11 protein-coding genes are annotated in these 17,714 nt (G+C 59.4%); 5 read left to right on the top strand and 6 right to left on the bottom strand.

The window, feature by feature from the left end:
- The first annotated feature begins 124 nt into the window (after positions 1-124).
- A complete protein-coding gene (locus tag CKW32_RS04080; protein WP_032888785.1) occupies positions 125-2,053 on the top strand; it encodes a transglycosylase SLT domain-containing protein in 1,929 nt (642 codons plus the stop codon).
- A 209-nt stretch (positions 2,054-2,262) separates the two neighbouring features.
- The gene (locus CKW32_RS04075; protein ID WP_095184109.1) at positions 2,263-6,159 is read left to right on the top strand and encodes a hypothetical protein; all 3,897 of its coding nucleotides are present in this window, start codon (positions 2,263-2,265) and stop codon (positions 6,157-6,159) included.
- 22 nt (positions 6,160-6,181) lie between these two features.
- Here CKW32_RS04075 and CKW32_RS04070 read toward each other — a convergent pair whose 3' ends face one another.
- Complete coding sequence (locus CKW32_RS04070) at positions 6,182-7,948, bottom strand: ABC transporter transmembrane domain-containing protein (protein ID WP_095184108.1); 1,767 nt, start codon at positions 7,946-7,948, stop codon at positions 6,182-6,184.
- A gap of 243 nt (positions 7,949-8,191) precedes the next feature.
- On the opposite strand from CKW32_RS04070, the gene CKW32_RS28260 reads away from it, so the two are divergent.
- Complete coding sequence (locus CKW32_RS28260; RefSeq protein WP_032888780.1) at positions 8,192-8,365, top strand: PA1571 family protein; 174 nt, start codon at positions 8,192-8,194, stop codon at positions 8,363-8,365.
- A gap of 53 nt (positions 8,366-8,418) precedes the next feature.
- On the opposite strand, the gene pdxB is transcribed toward CKW32_RS28260, so the two are convergent.
- The gene (gene pdxB, locus CKW32_RS04065) at positions 8,419-9,561 is read right to left on the bottom strand and encodes a 4-phosphoerythronate dehydrogenase PdxB (RefSeq protein WP_095184107.1); all 1,143 of its coding nucleotides are present in this window, start codon (positions 9,559-9,561) and stop codon (positions 8,419-8,421) included.
- Between the two features lie 256 nt (positions 9,562-9,817).
- Between pdxB and CKW32_RS04060 the strand changes: the two genes are divergently transcribed.
- On the top strand, positions 9,818-11,212 hold the full coding sequence (locus tag CKW32_RS04060) for an MATE family efflux transporter (RefSeq protein ID WP_095184106.1): 1,395 nt from the start codon (positions 9,818-9,820) through the stop codon (positions 11,210-11,212).
- Here CKW32_RS04060 and tusA read toward each other — a convergent pair.
- Positions 11,209-11,460, bottom strand: coding sequence for a sulfurtransferase TusA (gene tusA / locus CKW32_RS04055; protein ID WP_032888777.1), 252 nt, complete (start codon positions 11,458-11,460; stop codon positions 11,209-11,211). The genes CKW32_RS04060 and tusA overlap by 4 nt on opposite strands.
- Before the next feature lie 13 nt (positions 11,461-11,473).
- Entirely contained in the window at positions 11,474-12,550 is a 1,077-nt protein-coding gene (rlmM, locus tag CKW32_RS04050) for a 23S rRNA (cytidine(2498)-2'-O)-methyltransferase RlmM (protein ID WP_032888775.1), read from the bottom strand.
- Between the two features lie 190 nt (positions 12,551-12,740).
- On the opposite strand from rlmM, the gene acnA reads away from it, so the two are divergent.
- Positions 12,741-15,482 carry an aconitate hydratase AcnA gene (gene acnA / locus CKW32_RS04045; protein ID WP_095184105.1) on the top strand — a complete coding sequence of 914 codons (2,742 nt, stop codon included), beginning with the start codon at positions 12,741-12,743 and terminating at the stop codon, positions 15,480-15,482.
- Between the two features lie 157 nt (positions 15,483-15,639).
- On the opposite strand, the gene CKW32_RS04040 is transcribed toward acnA, so the two are convergent.
- Both CKW32_RS04040 and cysK read right to left on the bottom strand, forming a co-directional pair.
- Positions 15,640-16,578, bottom strand: a complete 939-nt coding sequence (locus CKW32_RS04040; RefSeq protein WP_032888770.1) for an aspartyl/asparaginyl beta-hydroxylase domain-containing protein — start codon at positions 16,576-16,578, stop codon at positions 15,640-15,642.
- Between the two features lie 145 nt (positions 16,579-16,723).
- Positions 16,724-17,698 carry a cysteine synthase A gene (gene cysK / locus CKW32_RS04035; RefSeq protein ID WP_032888769.1) on the bottom strand — a complete coding sequence of 325 codons (975 nt, stop codon included), beginning with the start codon at positions 17,696-17,698 and terminating at the stop codon, positions 16,724-16,726.
- Positions 17,699-17,714: the final 16 nt, after the last annotated feature.

Raw genomic sequence — 17,714 nt, 5'->3', positions numbered from 1 at the left:
TTTCCCGTAAACCTGAACGAACCGGCCAGCAAAGCTTTCGCCGGTCGCTGGCAAAAGGCTAAGCTAGGGGCAATCAGCGTCGGCAGTGCCGGCGCTAGTCGTGATTTCTCTGCACGGACGTCTCATGCGCAGTCGCCTTTTCAACTTTTTATCTTGTCTGCTTCTTTCCGCCACCGCCGTTCAATCCGCCCAGGCCGTGGACCTCACTACCCAACGTCAATATTACGATGAAGCCAAGCGCGCTCTGGCCAAGGGCGATACCGGCCCATACATGCAATACAGCCAGGCCCTGGCCGATTATCCGCTTACACCGTACCTGGCCTACGACGAACTAACTGCGCGCCTGAAAACCGCGAGTAACCAGGAAATCGAGCAGTTCCTGGCCAAAAACGGCGACCTGCCCCAGGCGAACTGGATGAAACTGCGCTGGTTGCGCTGGCTGTCCGAGCGTGGCGACTGGCAAACCTTTGAAAAGTACTACGACCCCAAACTCAATTTCGTCGAACTGGACTGCCTGCACGGCCAATACCAGCTCACCCACAACCTGAAGGCCGAAGGCTACAAGACCGCCGAAAAGCTGTGGATGACCGGCAAATCCCAACCCGCCGCCTGTGATGCCACGTTTGGCCAGTGGGCCGCCGACGGCCAACTCACCGAACAGAAAATCTGGGACCGCACCAAACTCGCCGCCGAAGCGCGCAACTACGCGCTGGCCAACAGCCTGGTAAAAACCCTGCCGACCCTCGGTGCCCAAGGTCGCCTGATGGTGGACGTGGCGCAAAAGCCCGACATGCTAAGCGATCCATCGCGCTTCCAGCCGGCCACCGAGGCTATGTCGGATGCCGTAGGCCTGGGCCTGCGCCGCCTGGCGCGCCAGGACCCGGACAAAGCCATGGCCCTGCTCGACGGTTACGCCAGCAGCATGCACTTCTCCCGTGACGAAAAAGTGGCAATCGCCCGTGAAATCGGCCTGACCCTGGCCAAGCGTTTCGACCCACGCGCCCTTGAGGTGATGACCAAATACGACCCGGAACTGCGCGACAACACCGTCTCCGAATGGCGCCTGCGCCTGCTGTTGCGCCTGGCGCGCTGGGAAGATGCCTACCAGTTGACGCGCAAACTCCCACAAGACTTGGCCACCTCCAACCGCTGGCGCTACTGGCAGGCGCGCAGCCTTGAACTGGCTGAGCCGAAGAACCCGCAAGCATTGGTGCTCTACAAGAACCTTTCGCGGGAGCGGGATTTCTACGGTTTCCTCGCCGCCGACCGCTCCAAGGCTCCGTACCAGTTGAACAACAAGCCGCTGGTGATGAGTCAGGCGCTGGTCAATAAAGTGCGTAACACACCCGGCGTGCGTCGCGCTCTGGAGTTCTACGCCCGTGGCCAGATCGTGGATGGCCGCCGCGAGTGGTACCACGTCAGCCGTCATTTCAACCGTGATGAGATGGTCGCCCAGGCCAAGCTGGCGTACGACATGAAGTGGTACTTCCCGGCGATCCGCACCATTAGCCAGGCCCAGTACTGGGACGATCTGGATATCCGCTTCCCAATGGCCCACCGCGACACCCTGGTGCGTGAAGCCAAGGTGCGGGGCCTGCATTCGAGCTGGGTATTCGCCATTACCCGCCAGGAAAGCGCCTTCATGGACGACGCCCGCTCCGGCGTAGGCGCCAGCGGCCTGATGCAACTGATGCCCGGCACCGCCAAGGAAACCGCGCGCAAATTCAGCATCCCGCTGGCTTCCCCGGCCCAGGTCCTGGACCCGGACAAAAACATCCAGCTCGGCGCCGCCTACCTGAGCCAGGTGCACAGCCAGTTCAACGGCAACCGCGTGCTCGCTTCCGCCGCCTACAACGCCGGCCCCGGCCGTGTGCGCCAGTGGCTGCGCGGAGCGGATCACTTGAGTTTCGATGTATGGGTGGAAAGCATCCCATTCGACGAAACCCGCCAGTATGTGCAGAACGTGTTGTCTTATTCCGTGATCTACGGGCAAAAACTCAACTCACCACAGCCTCTTGTGGATTGGCATGAGCGCTATTTTGATGACCAGTAAGGTCTGAAGCGACTCTGAAAATGCCCGCATCGAAAGATGCGGGCATTTTCATTTCCACGGCTGAAAACATTCTGATCGCCCGGGGAAATACACATACAGAAAAAACATGATGGAACGCGAAAAGTCTGATGTTCACTCAGCCCACGAGCTCAGTCGATAAATCATCTCTGAGTGACTGACTTCAAAATGGCCTAGAGAGAAACTCAGACATGACACTCACGTCCATCAGCAGCCGCTTAAACACTCAGCCCGCGACCAACATCATCACCCCCCCGCCACTCTTCGAGGTCAAGAGTGAAAAGCCGCCCACGCCTGATCAAGATGCCGGCAAAACGCCGCAAGCCAAGGCCGATCAGGAATTGGCCGTGCTGTTTGCCGCCGTATCAGCCAGATCGGCGAAAACCGGCCCATCGTACGATGGCATAGAGAGCGTTGAGGGTATCCCGCCAAGTTCGACCTTCGGCCAGTGGTGGACGCACCTGCATACGCTGCTCAAGCATCCCCAATTCGTCGAATGGGCAACGCAAAGGCACATTAATCTTTCCAAACCCTTAATGATCAGTCTGCGCGACCAGATCACCTTCACCATGACTGATGGGCGCCGGGAGGTGTTCAGGGCAACGGATGAAAACCCGCTCTGGCCGGTCGTTGTGGCGCCGATTCTTCGCGCCGCCAACGTCGTGGCGGCGGGCAACAGCCCCCTTCGTCTGTCCGCATCGGACCCCACATCTGCGCCCTTTGAAGTGGTGGCGAATTTTCACGGTGAATCGGTACCCCTCACGACGCCACGGACAGCAGAGCTGCAGCAGACCCAGACATTCACCAAAAACGCCGCCAACGCGGTTCCAAACAAGGTCGAGGATGGGCCGGCCAATACGGGCAAGCTCAATACAGAGCGGACCGCCCTTGGCGACTTGGTGGACACGCGCGCGCTCTGCGAAAAGCTCAAGGGCCTTGTGCGCTATGGTACTGAGGGGATTGAGGAGCGGTTAAAGAACACAACGATAGAGGTGCACCCGCACTCGTCATTCGGCCAAGGCCCCGAAACCGGCCCTGGACGCACCGTGACACTTGAGCAATTTATCCTGGCAAATAACTGGCGGTTGCCCAGCACGCTTGAAGCACTGGAGAACATGATCAGCACGCTCAATGCCCCGCCGTTGCAGGCACCACGCCTAGGCAGCCTGGGTGGGGCGATCTCGTGGCCGGCCCCGCTGGGCGACCACGACCAAAAGAGCGTTTACAGTCATTTTCACTACAACCTGCAACTACCGGCGTTGGTGAAGGAAAGAACGGAGCCCCAAAACCCACGGGGAGTTTTGGGTTATCTCACAAGCCACCTGCACATTTCCCAAAACGAATTGCGCGACCCACTTAAAGTCATCGAAAAAATCATCAACACACCAAAAGCCATCGAACTCGAAGCCGCCTTGCACCAAAAGATGGGGGATGGCTGGAAGACCAGCTCCAGCCATGACTGGCTGTTGACTGCCATCGCTACCACTCTGGACCCAGAAAGCATGTTTGGCCCGCAAATCAATCATCTCGCGGGTTTCAATCTGGCCGACGGACGTTTCATGGGGCAGCCCCTCGCAACTATCAAGCAGGCGTTCATTGACCACCTGATAAAACTGAACAGAGCCTCGCCGGACATGGCGCCCATTGCTGCACAAATGCTGCTTTCGCGTACAGCGCCGGAGTTATTGGTCAAAAACGCTCCTGCCAGCATTACGTTGGGATCGGCAGCGTGGGTGAGTTTCAAAGCGGCGGTGACGCGGATCGAGGCCTATAGCCCTGGTGCCACGATGCAGATGACGTTTGCGCAAGTATGTGCCCGAGATGCTCTGGACCCGATTTCGCAAGAGGGGCAGGCCATTCAGCAAGTCACATCGCGAGCGGCGCTTATTGAGTGGGGCAAGATCAACGGCGAACTCGTGCCCCGCGATGACGGGAACTATCCTCAGGCTGACATTGATCGGGTCCAGCGCGCGCTCGCTGACAAAACTTCAACGTTGCAACAAGCCGTCGAGCAACTTGCCAGTAAGGTGCCGACCCAACGCGATGTGGCGCTACAGCAACTCAAGCAACAATTCGGCGAGGGGCTTCCCTACGAACTTAAATGCTTTCGCGATAACAGCCCCCGCGGCAGAGGCCACGGAAATCTTGCTAGCTCCACGCAGCCAAAATATTCGCTACTGGACTTTTATCTTTCAAAACCCGAAGTCAATCCGTTTTCTAATTGGGTATCCGATAACAACACGATTGCCCCCAGCATGATTGCCCGTCTTGCTCACTTGCCAGACGCAAAATCCCTCCATAAGCAAGCCTTTTTCGACTACACGGAAGGCACCAAAAAAGCACAGGCGAGCGTGATAAAAAACCAGCTTGCGAAACTTCCTCTGGAAGATCGCAAGAATCTTGAGTTTGGCAGCATTCGTATATTCATAGAGGGTCAGGTCAGCCGTTATGAAAGCAACCTCCCAGGTTTCACAATTAATGACGAAGATAAAGTACCCAGCCAGCCGAAAGAGCAAAAGGCACTGATCTTCCAGACCGAGCGCGACGGGAACCTGGAGTTTTATGAAATATCAGCGCAAAAAGGCCAGATAAATAAACGTGACGATCTGAAGACAAACTTTAAGGAAGGCCCCCAAGGAGATTGGGTCAAGGTGCCCAGCCATCAAGGTTCAAAATGGACAAATACGGCGATCCATGAAGTCAAACCAAGCGCCTCCCAAGATGCAGTACAACAACGGGCCCGGCAATTGCCAGTGACCATCCCTGCCTCGTTCAGCAGCGCGCGCAGTGCCTATATCAGTAATACGGTAGTCAATTACTCCAACCCGGAATCAAACTTTGAGCAACTACTGGAACTGACCAAAAGCATCACAACATTCGATGAAGAGGCCGATAAGGAAAAAGCCCTGTTTAACATAATTGTAGGGCTAATACCTGGGGCGTCTGCCGTTAAAAACCTGATCAATGGAGACCCCTTGGCGGCACTGGGAGATCTGTTGTTTGACGGAGTGATGTACTTGACCGGCTCGGCCCTGGGCAGAGGCGCGAGTGCCGTTGGCGGTCCCAGAGGCGCGACCCGGGTGGCCATGGCGAGCAGCCGAATAGGTCGCGGCGTGCTGGGTAAGGCCTCGGGCGCGCCGGCCAGCAGTGCCCGGCTGGCCGCAGGCACGAAACCCCTTAATGCACGGCAACTGTCGCAGAGCACGATGGATCACGCTCAACTGCGCGCGTTTGCCGAACGAGCCGACATAGCGGAAGGCACTTATCGCGCCCCCGGTGCACTCGAACCCAGCCGAGTAACCGCCCAACTGGATAACAAAACCGGTCACTGGCTGCACTATGACGTGAATAAAAACACAGCTTACGGGAAGAAACTGGATAACTTCTCACCCGACAATCATCGGCCAATTTCAGCCGCAACAGGCAGTCAACCTGCAACTTCACCTGTGTCTTTCGAAAAAAGTCTGGCCTATGACAACGTCATACAAATGAAAGGCACGATGAAAGACCTCAAACTTGTGGCCAATGAAATGCATGTGTTCGTCGACACCTATAAAGGTGTTGATCGCCTGAATATTGTCGCCCACGGTCTTGAGCGCAGCCGACTGGACAGATTTTTGAACCGTGGAAGCAGCATCGTTATCGACAATACCGCGTACTCGGCCAAAGACTTGGTCGCTTTGTTGAACACGAAAGGCGTCGACCCCAGCGCCTTTAACAATGTGCGGCTATTGGTTTGCTACTCTGGCGAGGGTGGCAGTCGCGCCTTCGGCAGCTTGCTGCAAAAGGAGATCAACCGGCCGGTGAAGGCGTTCGAGGGCTCGGTTTCAATCCAACACGGCTCTACGTCATTGACGGCCGCGCGAGACGACCTGATTGCGCGGATCAACGAGATCAGCCCCGGCATCTCTGCTAAAAACGCCGAGCGGCTGGCAGATATGAACATGTATCAGGCCTTTGTAGGGAAAGTCACCCAGCACGTTGTCAAGACTCACGGTAGCAAGATAAAGATGAACGTGGCGCTTCCGGGCGAGCCCAAACACTATGTGGACACTAGGGTTTGGTACAAACCTGTCTACTTCCGTTAGCACTGGCGCCAGGCATAGCAGGTCATTGCGCTTGCGCACCACTACTGAACTGCAATGCCGCCAACCGCGCATACAACGGGTTGCCCGCAATCAGCTGCTGATGCGTGCCCACCGCAACCAGTTTGCCTTGGTCCATTACCGCAATGCGGTCGGCGTTCTTCACCGTCGCCAGGCGGTGGGCAATCACCAGCGTAGTACGGCCCTGCATCAATTGAGGCAGTGCCTGCTGGATCAAGTGTTCACTTTGCGCATCCAGAGCGCTGGTGGCTTCGTCCAGCAGCAGGATTGGTGCGTCCACCAGCAACGCGCGGGCGATGGCCAAGCGCTGGCGCTGGCCACCAGAGAGGCCCAGCCCGCCATCACCGAGGTGGGTCTGGTAGCCGTCGGGCATTTGCAAGATGAAGTCGTGAGCATGGGCGATGCGTGCAGCGGCTTCGACTTGCTCGCGGGTAGCTGAGGGATTGCCGTAGCGGATGTTCTCTTCGACGCTGCCGAAAAACAACGCCGGGCTCTGGGACACCAGGGCAAAGTGGCGGCGCAGGTCCAGGGGGTCGAGGTCGGTCAGCGGATGGCCTTCGAGCAGGATTCGGCCATGCTGCGGATCGTAGAAACGCAGCAGCAGGTCGAAGATCGTCGATTTACCCGCGCCGGACGGTCCGACGAGTGCCAGGGTTTCACCGGGGTTGATGGTCAGGTTCAACCCGTCGATAGCGTAGCTGTCAGGTCGCGAGGGATAGGAAAAGCGCAGATCTTGCAGCTCCATACGGCCACTGACCCGCTCGGGCAATTTCACGGTATCGGTTGCCGGAGCCTGGATTTCATTAGTCGACTGCAACAGCTCACCAATCCGCTCAGCTGCACCGGCTGCACGCTGCAGCTCACCGAGCACTTCGCTCAGGGTGCCGACCGCGCTGCCGACGATCAGGCTGTAAAACACGAACGCCGCCAGTTCGCCGCCGGAAATGCGCCCACTGATCACGTCCATGCCGCCGACCCACAACATCACACCCACGGCACCGAGCACCAGCATGATCACCAGCGTGATCAGCCAGGCGCGCTGGGCGATGCGTTTGCGCGCGGTGGCAAAGGCTTCTTCCACGGTCACGGCAAAGCGCTGCTCGTCCTGAACCTGGTGGTTATAGGCCTGCACGGTCTTGATCTGGCCAAGGGTTTCGGAGACATAACTGCCCACATCGGCAATGCGGTCCTGGCTCAGTCGAGACAGGCTACGCACGCGGCGCCCGAAAATCAGGATCGGCGCCAGCACCAGCGGCAATGCAACCACCACGATGCTGGTGAGCTTGGGGTTGGTGACGAACAGCAACACGATGCCGCCAATGACCATCAAGGCATTGCGCAGGAACAGTGACAGCGACGAGCCGATCACCGATTGCAGCAAGGTAGTGTCGGTGGTCAGCCGCGACTGGATTTCCGAACTGCGGTTGTTCTCATAGAAGCCGGGATGCAGGTAGATGAGGTGGTTAAACACCTGCCGACGAATATCCGCCACCACTCGCTCGCCAATCCAGGAGACCAAGTAAAACCGCGCAAAAGTACCCACCGCCAAGCCAAGCACCAGGATCATGAACAGGCCGATGGACTGGTTGAGTAGGTGTGGCGATTGGGTCATGAAGCCCTGGTCCACCAGCAGGCGAATGCCTTGGCCCATGGACAAGGTAATCCCGGCGGTAACGATCAGCGCCAGCAAAGCACCCAGCGCCTGCCAGCGGTATGGCGCGATAAAACGGCTGGCCAGGCGAATCGCGCGGCGTTGACGGGTTGAGAACATAGGGGCATCACCGATGAGGAACCTGTACCCAACATTGGGGGAACTTGGGCAAATAACAATGAGTCAGGTTAATTATGCCCGCCGATACTCATCCCTAGAGGCTATCGGTCTAATGCCCGGCTGGAAATCGGCCGCCGTTTCTGGTGGACTGAGTATTCGAACCGGTGGTCGTGCAGGGAGTTGTAACAGCGCGGTCACGCGGGGGTTTTAAAGTAGGTATACAACCTGATGAGGAGACAGGCCATGACCTTGCAAAACAGCAGCGATGCCAAAATTGAAGTGATCCGCCAACCCCAGCAGTTGCCTTGCTCCGTCATCGACGCCCAAGGCCATGAGGTGCAGATCACCGAAGAAATGATCCAGCAAGCGTGCCGCGAACTGGAAGAAAAACTGGTCAAGCCTGCCCAGCAAGGCTGAAGCGCCCAAGCTCTTTCAGACCCGGCCTTGATGGCCGGGTTTTTTATGGGCGCTTAAACAGCTACCGCGCCCAGTGCGGACACGATCTTCGACAACGCCGCCGACTCCCCATTGATGCGCACACTCAAGCCATCAATCTCGCGACGCTCGGGATAGTGCTTGCGCAGCAGGTCGAACGCCTTGCGCTGCTCTTGCACAGTTCCAACCAGGCTACGACGGAAATCCGCATCATCCCGGCGCGGGTCGTACACGCTGCGGCACAAGGTCGCCAGCGCCCAGGCCGGGTCGGTCGAGGCATTCAAGTGCACTTCAGCCAACCACAGCGCAGGCAACAGCTCACTCAACTGAATGCTCGGTTCCTGACCCAGGTACGCGCAAAACGCCTGGTAGATCTGCGCCGTGCCGCGCTGGCGGCCTTCCAGGCTGTAACCGGCGATATGCGGTGTGGCCAGCACGCATAGGTCGGCCAGGTCCACATCCACTTCGGGCTCGCCTTCCCACACATCCAACACCGCTTGCAGGTCTTCGCGTTCCAACAGCACCTCGCGCAGGGCGGCGTTGTCCACTACCGGGCCACGGCTGGCGTTGATCAGCCAAGTGCCGGGTTTGAGTTGTTCGAGGCGCTGACGGTCGAATAAATGCCAGGTAGAGCCATTGCCGGACTTGGTCAAAGGCGTGTGCAGGCTGATCACGTCACACTGCTCGATGATCTGCGCCAGGCTCACATAGTCGCCCCCTTCGGCGATCTGCCGCGGCGGGTCGCACACCAGGACATTCCAGCCCAGGCCTTTGAGCACCTTGACCAACCGCCCGCCCACTTCACCGGCGCCGACAATGCCATAGGTGCGTTGGTTGAGGTCGGCGCCTTCAATCTCGGCGAGGGTCTGCAGGCTGCCTAGCACGTAGTCCACCACGCCACGGGCATTGCAGCCGGGCGCGCTGGACCATTGGATGCCGGTCTGCTTGAAGTAGTCGAGGTCCAAGTGATCGGTGCCGATGGTGCAGGTGCCGACAAAACGCACCTTTGAGCCCTCCAGTAACGCGCGATTGACGTTAGTCACCGAGCGCACCAGCAGTACGTCAGCCTGCTCGACCGTGGCGCGATCAAGGGAACGGCCGGGCACCCGGCGAATCTCGCCAAATCCTTGGAAGAAGGCATCGAGCAGCGGGATATTTTCGTCGGCAACAATCAGCATGGCAGGCTCCTTTGGCGGATCAGCAGTGTACAGGGATGCGATCTGCAATGTGGGAGGGGGCTTGCCCCCGAATAGCCGTGTGTCAGCGACTATCCAGTGACTGACACTCTGCAATCGGGGGCAAGCCCCCTCCCACCAGGGATATGCGGTGCCCTGAGAGGTCGCTTACAAATCCCTAACACAGGTTTTTTCCTGACCATGGCGTCAAGGCGTAGAATCCGCCGTCCTTGCGCTATTTTCTATTGGACACCCGCACGTGAACACTGCCGCCACCCCCCTCACCCGCCCCGTCCGTATCAGTCGGGAAGTGCGCGACCTGCTGACGCTCGCTCTGCCAATCATGATCGGCCAACTGGCTACCACCGCCATGAGTTTTGTCGACGCGGTGATGGCCGGACGTGTCAGCCCCCAGGACCTGGCGGCAGTGGGGTTGGGCAACTCGATCTGGATCCCGGTGTACTTGCTGATGAGCGGCACGCTGCTGGCCACCACACCAAAAGTCGCTCAGCGCTACGGTGCCGGCAAATTCAGCGAAATCGGACCGCTGGTGCGCCAGGCCTTGTGGCTGGCGGTGGTCGTGGGGATCCTCGGAGGATTGCTGCTGCTGTGCGCCGAACCGATCCTGCATGCCATGAAGGTCGAGCCTGACCTGATCGTGCCGTCCATGGGCTACCTGCACGGCATCGCCGCGGGGATGCCAGCGATTGCGCTGTATTACGTGCTGCGCTGTTTCAGCGATGGCCTTGGCCGTACGCGACCGAGCATGGTCATGGGCCTGGTCGGCCTGGCGCTGAATATTCCGCTGAACTACATCTTCATTTACGGCCACTTTGGCGTGCCGGCCATGGGCGGCGTGGGCTGTGGCTGGGCCACGGCCATTGCGATGTGGGTGATGATGCTCGGCCTGGCCGTCTGGACGCGCTGGGGCCCGGCCTATCAGAGCAGTGAATTGTTCAAGCGCTTTGACTGGCCGCAATGGGCTGTGATCAAGCGTGTATTGGGGATTGGTCTGCCGATTGGCGTCGCGATCTTTGCCGAGTCGAGCATTTTTGCAGTGATCGCCCTGTTGCTCGGCAGCCTCGGCGCCACGGTGGTGTCCGGGCATCAGATTGCACTGAACGTCAGCTCCCTGGTGTTCATGATCCCCTACTCCCTGAGCATGGCCGTCACCGTGCGCGTCGGTCAGGCCCTGGGGCGTGGCGAAGCACGTGAAGCGCGCTTCGCCGCCGGGGTCGGCATGGGCACCGCGCTGGCATATGCCTGCCTGTCGTGCAGCCTGATGCTGTTGTTTCGCGAGCAGATCGCGACGATCTATACCCCGGACCCGGTGGTGATCCACTTAGCGTCGACGCTGATCGTGTTCTCGGCGCTGTTTCAGTTCTCGGACTCGATCCAGGTCACTGCCGCTGGCGCATTGCGTGGCTATCAGGACACCCGGGTGACCATGGTGCTGACGTTGTTCGCCTACTGGGGCGTGGGATTGCCGGTGGGCTACGCCCTAGGGCTGACTGACTGGCTCGGCGCGCCCAGCGGCCCAAGCGGTTTGTGGCAAGGGCTGATCGTGGGCCTGAGCTGTGCGGCGGGGATGTTGCTGGTACGCCTGGCGCGCAGTGCACGCCGGCGTATCCGGGCGGATAAGGCGCGCGCTTAGTCGGCCTTTTTGCGAATCCAGTACAGGTAGGTGCCGGCCTGCTCCTGCTGATCCACCAATTCGTGGTCAAGGAACACGCAGAACTTGGGAATATCGCGACGGGTTGACGGGTCGGTCGCGATCACTTTGAGCAAGCCGCCTGCCGGCAGGTCGCGGATGTGCTGGTGCAGCATCATCACCGGTTCCGGGCAGTTGAGGCCTGTTGCATCGAGAACGCCGTCTACGGGGCTGTCGTTAATATCGCTCATTGATTACTCCTCGTTAACGGGCCTTGGTTTTCTTCGCATCCACCAGTCGACGCAGGTGGCACGTCACTTCCTCACGGTCGTGGTAAAGCTGCTTGCAACCGATCTCCACGCGGATGCCGCGCGCCTTGAAACCCTCTTCGATGCGCTCCAGCAGACGCTTCACTTCGGCATAACGCTGCTTCATCGGCAACTTCAGGTTCACCACCGCCTCGCGGCAATATCCTTCGCCAATCCAGGTTTCCAGCAGCGCGGCGTTGCGTGCGGGTTTCTCCACAATGTCGCACACCATCCAGTCAACTGGTTGCTTGGGCACGAAGGTGAAACCGTCGGCCATCAGGTGCTGCACCAGGCCGGTGTCCATCAGGCTTTCGGCCATGGGGCCGTTGTCGATGGCCGTCACCAACATGCCGCGGTTGACCAGTTGCCAAGTCCAGCCGCCCGGCGCGGCACCGAGGTCGACGCCGGTCATGTCGCCGTGCAGGCGCTCGTCCCATTGATCGCGGGGGATAAAGTGGTGCCAGGCCTCTTCCAGCTTGAGGGTTGAGCGGCTTGGCGCGTCGCGCGGGAATTTCAGGCGTGGAATGCCCATCGGCCACATCGCCGAGTTGTTCGACTCGGCCAGCCCCATGAACACTTCGCGGCCACTCTTGAACGTCAGCAGCAAGCGCGGCTTGCTCGGGTCGTCCACCAGTTTGCCGGCGTTGAGCAGGGCTTTGCGCAGGTGCACTTCGAATTTCTTGCAGAAGTTCGACAGTTCCTTGCCATCGTTGGTGTCGACCATCTCCAGCCAGAGGCTGCCGCACACCGGGAATTCACGCAGGTGAGCGAGGATCACGCTGATGCGATCGGTTTCCGGCAGGTCGATAAACACCCCGCGCGCCCACTGCCTCGGGAAGATCAGCTCGGCAAAGCGTTGGCCGTGCATCAAGCGCTGGGCGCCGTCTTCTTCGGTGCAGACAAATTCGGCGCAGGCGCTGCCGGTCTTGGCTTTGGCGTAGCCGGAAACGTTCAGACGCGCGGCGTGTTCCGCGATCTCGGAACAGACTTCGCCTTCAAAACCCGGGCGGCAGTGCATAAAAAGGGTGTTCATTGAATCTCCTGGCAACTGGCTTGCTCGATCGCAATGCCTGTCATGAAAACGCGCGCATGATAGCCGAGTTCGGAACCTTGGACTTGCCCATAGAGTCCAGTTATTAGCCTGCTAATGAAAACAGCGCTAGTTTTAAAGCTCTGTTCGTCCCGTCAGGTCCGTAGCCGTGCGGACCATAAGGAGTCATGTAATGTCATCCCTTGATAGCCTGAGAACCCTTAAAACTTTAGAAATCGACGACAAGACCTACCACTATTTCAGCCTGCCCGAAGCCGCCAAGAGCCTGGGCGATCTGGATAAGCTGCCGATGTCGCTCAAGGTGCTGCTGGAAAACCTGCTGCGCTGGGAAGACAACAAGACCGTCACCGGCGCAGACCTCAAGGCCATTGCTGCCTGGCTCAAAGAGCGCCAGTCCGACCGTGAGATCCAGTACCGCCCCGCCCGCGTGCTGATGCAGGACTTCACCGGTGTACCCGCCGTAGTCGACCTGGCCGCCATGCGCGCCGCCGTGGCCAAGGCCGGGGGCGACCCGCAGCGCATCAATCCTCTCTCCCCCGTGGACCTGGTGATCGACCACTCGGTAATGGTCGACAAGTTCGGCAATGCCGACGCCTTCGAAGAAAACGTCGATATCGAGATGCAGCGCAATGGCGAACGCTACGCCTTCCTGCGCTGGGGCCAGAGCGCCTTCGACAACTTCAGCGTGGTGCCGCCGGGCACGGGCATCTGCCATCAGGTCAACCTGGAATACCTTGGCCGCACCGTCTGGACCAAGGACGAGGACGGCCGCACCTACGCCTTCCCCGACACATTGGTCGGCACGGACTCCCACACCACCATGATCAATGGCCTCGGCGTACTGGGCTGGGGCGTGGGCGGCATCGAAGCGGAAGCGGCGATGCTCGGCCAGCCGGTGTCGATGCTGATCCCGGAAGTAATCGGCTTCAAGCTCACCGGTAAACTCAAGGAAGGCATCACCGCCACCGACCTGGTGCTGACCGTGACCCAGATGCTGCGCAAAAAAGGCGTGGTGGGTAAATTTGTCGAGTTCTACGGCGACGGCCTGGCCGATCTGCCCCTGGCCGACCGCGCCACCATCGCCAACATGGCCCCGGAATATGGCGCCACCTGCGGATTTTTCCCGGTGGATGACGTCACCCTGGATTATCTGCGGCTGTCCGGTCGTCCGGCGCAAACCGTGAAACTGGTCGAGGCTTACACCAAGGCCCAAGGCTTATGGCGCAATGCCGGTCAGGAACCGGTGTTCACCGACAGCCTGGCCCTGGACATGGGGAGCGTCGAAGCCAGCCTGGCTGGGCCAAAACGTCCACAGGACCGTGTGGCCCTGCCGAATGTCGGCCAGGCCTTCAGCGACTTCCTCGACCTGCAATTCAAACCCACCAACAAGGAAGAAGGCCGCCTGGAAAGTGAAGGCGGCGGTGGTGTGGCCGTGGGCAACGCCGACCTGGTGGGCGAAGCAGACTACGAGTACGAAGGCACGACCTATCGGCTGAAAAACGGCGCGGTGGTGATCGCCGCCATCACCTCCTGCACAAACACGTCCAACCCCAGCGTAATGATGGCCGCCGGGCTGGTGGCGAAAAAAGCCGTGGAAAAAGGCCTCACGCGCAAACCGTGGGTGAAGACCTCACTGGCTCCCGGCTCCAAGGTGGTCACCGACTACTACAAGGCGGCAGGCCTCACTCAATACTTGGACACCCTCGGCTTTGATCTGGTGGGCTATGGCTGCACCACCTGCATCGGCAACTCCGGGCCATTGCCCGAGCCTATTGAAAAAGCCATCCAGAAGGCCGACCTCGCCGTGGCCTCGGTACTGTCGGGCAACCGTAACTTCGAAGGCCGCGTGCACCCATTGGTGAAAACCAACTGGCTGGCATCGCCGCCGCTGGTGGTCGCCTATGCGCTGGCTGGCACCGTGCGCATCGATATCAGCAGCGAGCCGTTGGGTAACGATCAGGACGGAAACCCGGTCTACCTCAAGGACATCTGGCCAAGCAGCAAAGAAATTGCCGACGCCGTGGCGCAGGTCAGCACCAGCATGTTCCACAAGGAATACGCCGAGGTGTTTGCCGGCGACGAGCAGTGGCAGGCCATTGATGTGCCCCAGGCCGCGACGTACGTGTGGCAGAAGGATTCCACCTATATCCAGCATCCACCCTTCTTCGAGGACATCGACGGCCCGTTGCCGGTGATCAAAGACGTCATGGGCGCCAACGTGCTGGCGATGCTGGGCGATTCAGTCACCACCGACCACATCTCCCCCGCCGGCAATATCAAGATCGACAGCCCCGCTGGCCGCTACCTGCGCGAGCAAGGCGTCGAACCGCGGGACTTCAACTCCTACGGCTCACGCCGCGGTAACCATGAAGTGATGATGCGCGGCACGTTTGCCAATATCCGCATCCGCAATGAAATGCTCGGTGGCGAAGAAGGCGGCAACACGCTGTACATCCCCACCGGCGAGAAGATGCCGATTTACGATGCGTCAATGAAATACCAGGCATCGGGCACGCCGCTGGTGGTCATTGCAGGTCAAGAGTACGGCACCGGATCCAGCCGTGACTGGGCGGCCAAAGGCACCAACCTGCTGGGGGTCAAGGCGGTGATCGCCGAAAGCTTCGAGCGGATCCACCGTTCCAATCTGGTGGGCATGGGTGTGTTGCCATTGCAGTTCAAGCTGGATCAGAACCGCAAGGCGCTGACGCTCACGGGCAAGGAGAAGATCGATATTCTCGGGCTGAGCGAGGTGGAGATCGTGCCGCGGATGAACCTGACGCTGGTGATTACACGCGAGGATGGCAGCCGCGAGAAGGTCGACGTGCTGTGCCGGATCGACACCTTGAATGAAGTGGAATACTTCAAGTCGGGGGGGATTTTGCACTATGTGCTGCGGCAGTTGATTGCGTCGTAAGGCGATCTCAAAAGCAATGGAGAACTAATGTGGGAGGGGCGGTGCGACGATTCGACTTGCTCCCGATAGCGTTGGATCAGTCATAGATGTTTTGACTGACATACCGCCATCGGGAGCAAGCCCCCTCCCACACTTTGACCGCGTTTAACGCTTCAGATCAGCCGAACAGCCACTTCCACAACAGCACCAGAACGACCACTGCCAGCACCGGCCGCGCAATGCGGTAAGCCTTTGGATGCTTGCGCTTCCACTGTTTGACCACACCACTGAACTTGTCACTGAAGGTCTTGCTCCAGGCATACGCCTGGTTGATGCCGCCGACGCGCTCGTCATCCAGGTTCTGCGGCGCGGTGGCGCGGCCCAGTTGCTTGCTGACCCAACGGTTGACGCGGGTCATCACGCGATTACTCAGCGGGCGCTCGATGTCGCAGAACAGGATCACGCGTGTCTTCTCGGTTTCGTTCTTCACCCAGTGCACGTAGGTTTCGTCGAACATCACGTCCTCACCGTCACGCCAGGCATACACCTGGCCGTCGACGAAGATGCGGCAGTCGTCGGAGTTCGGCGTGGACAAGCCCAAGTGATAACGCAGGGAACCGGCAAACGGGTCACGGTGCGGGTTGAGGTGGCTGCCGCCCGGCAACAACGCAAACATCGCCCCTTTGACGTTAGGAATGCTGCTCACCAAGGCCACGGTTTTCGGGCACAGCGCCTCGGCCGATGGCAGGGGTTTGTCGTACCACTTGAGGTAGAAACGCTTCCAACCCTTTTTGAAGAACGAACCGAAACCGGCGTCGTTGTTCTTTTCGGCGGCGCGAATGTAACCCTCGTCGAACAGGTGCATGGCCTCTTCGCGGATCACTTCCCAGTTGTCCTTGAGCACGTCCAGTTCCGGAAACTTGCTGCGGTCCAGGTAAGGTTTGGACGGCACGGCCGAGAACAGGTACATCAAGGCGTTATAGGGGGCGAACAGCGCCGAATGGTTAACGAACTGGCGCAACATCGGTAAACGGGCCTTGCCGCGCAGGTGTACATACAGCGTGCTACCGATAAACAGCAGCAACACCGACAGTTTGGCGGCCAAAGAAAAGGTCATGCAGCAACTCCTGGAAATAAGCGTCTGGCCAACAACTTCCCGTCACGGGGAAACCAGACGTAGCAGCCAGCCATGATAAACAGTTGGGCCAGTATGCAGAAGGCCCAGGGTAACGGGGCTGACACACATCAACCCCAAACGCTCATCAGGCCTGGTTTTCCTGCTCGGTAAACAAATCGCTGAATAGCATGCTCGACAGGTAGCGCTCGCCGGAGTCCGGCAGGATCACCACGATGGTCTTGCCCTGCATTTCCGGCTTCTCGGCCAGGCGCACGGCCACGGCCATTGCTGCGCCACAGGAAATACCGCACAGAATTCCCTCTTCCTGCATCAGGCGCCGTGCCATGGCCTTGGATTCGTCGTCGGTCACCAACTCGACGCGGTCAACCATCGAAAGATCGAGGTTTTTCGGCACAAAGCCGGCGCCGATGCCCTGGATCTTATGCGGGCTGGGCTTGATTTCTTCACCGGCGAGCGCCTGGGTGATCACCGGCGACACAATCGGCTCCACCGCTACCGACAGAATCGGCTTGCCCGCAATGTTCTTGATGTAGCGAGACACACCGGTAATGGTGCCGCCGGTGCCCACGCCCGCTACCAGCACATCGACCGCGCCGTCGGTGTCGTTCCAGATTTCCGGACCGGTGGTTTTCTCGTGGATCTCGGGGTTCGCCGGGTTTTCAAACTGGCCCGGCATGAAGTAGGTGGCTGGATCGTTGGCGACGATTTCGCCGGCCTTTTCGATAGCGCCTTTCATGCCTTTGGCCGGCTCGGTCAGGACCAACTCGGCGCCCAGCGCCTTGAGCACCTTGCGGCGCTCGATGCTCATCGACGCCGGCATGGTCAGCAGCAGCTTGTAACCACGGGCGGCGGCGACAAACGCAAGGCCGATGCCGGTGTTGCCAGATGTGGGTTCGACAATGGTCATGCCCGGTTTGAGTTTGCCGGTGCTTTCTGCGTCCCAGATCATGTTCGCGCCAATGCGGCACTTCACCGAGTAACCCGGATTACGCCCTTCGATCTTGGCCAGGATGGTCACGCCACGGGGGGCGATCCGGTTGATCTGCACCAGGGGCGTGTTACCGATGGAGTGCGCGTTGTCTGCAAAAATGCGGCTCATGACGGGTCCTATAGGC

Origin of the sequence: Pseudomonas sp. Irchel 3H9 (genome assembly GCF_900187495.1) — a bacterium.
GTDB classification, from domain to species: Bacteria; Pseudomonadota; Gammaproteobacteria; order Pseudomonadales; family Pseudomonadaceae; genus Aquipseudomonas; species Aquipseudomonas sivasensis.
This window is presented reverse-complemented; position numbering and strand designations above follow the sequence as displayed.